At 47.6% G+C, this 1,024-nt stretch carries 1 protein-coding gene; it reads left to right on the forward strand.

Features of this window, described 5'->3' with window-relative positions:
* Positions 1–230: 230 nt before the first annotated feature.
* Positions 231–1,024 (forward strand): IS110 family RNA-guided transposase (locus tag ACXAFQ_RS20415; protein ID WP_474825209.1); only part of this gene is annotated, 794 nt, incomplete at its 3' end.

A 1,024-nucleotide genomic window follows, 5' to 3' on the forward strand; every position in this document is an offset into this window, starting at 1 on the left:
TTGTATGGATAATTCTTCCCTAAATTCCCCACAACGTTTTCAAAGATGGGTAAAGTGAGGCCCAGACTTTGGCTGCAACCAAAGTTGGCTGTGCGGTAGTTCGATTATGCGATGGCTCCTCAGTTGAGAGACCGCTAACAAACATGAACACCACACAGTGCTCCAAGCAACATACTCGAATAGTCGACTGGGCCCCGAGCTCGCATTTAGCAAACCAGAGTTAGCTTATTATGAATAAATCAGCAGCGCAAAGAATTAACGTTGGCGTAGACACCGGCAAGCAATTCCTTGATATCCATGTTCGTCCGTCACATGAATATTTTCAGGTTAGTAACGATACAAAAGGCATATCTGAGGCAGTTAAACGGCTGAAGAAACTAAGTCCGGAACGCATTGTGATTGAATCCACCGGCCGTTACGAAGCCGCGTTTATTGCAGCATGTGCGAAAGCCCGCTTGCCGTTCAGCATGGTGAACCCCATACACGTAAAGCGCTTCGCCGGCGCAATTGGCAGAAAAGCCAAAACAGATAAGCTGGATGCTGCACTTATCGCACATTACAGTGAGGCCATCCAACCTGCCCTGTCGTCCCTGAAGCCTGAGACTATGCGGCTTATGGCAGATTTGGTATCGCGGCGGAATCAGTTGTTAGACATGCAGACAAGTGAGAAGAATAGGCTTCAAATCATGCCCAAAGCGACACAGGCCAGTATTAAATCTGTACTCCTGACCATCAAAAAGCAAATAGAAAAAATGGATGATGAACTGGGCAAGCTGATAGAAAACTGTCCGGAGTACAAAGCCAAAAGCGACCTTGTTCAAAGCATGCCGGGAATAGGAAAAGTATCAGCCGCAACACTCATCAGTTACCTGCCGGAACTTGGCTTGCTGAACAGTAAAGAAATTGCTTCACTGGTGGGTGTCGCACCAATGAACAGAGAAAGTGGCAAGTACAAAGGCAAACAGGTTATCCAGGGTGGCCGCAGTCAGGTTCGCACCGTATTGTTCATGGCGATGATGTCAGC

Source organism: Alteromonas sp. ABH2_165 (assembly GCF_056159945.1).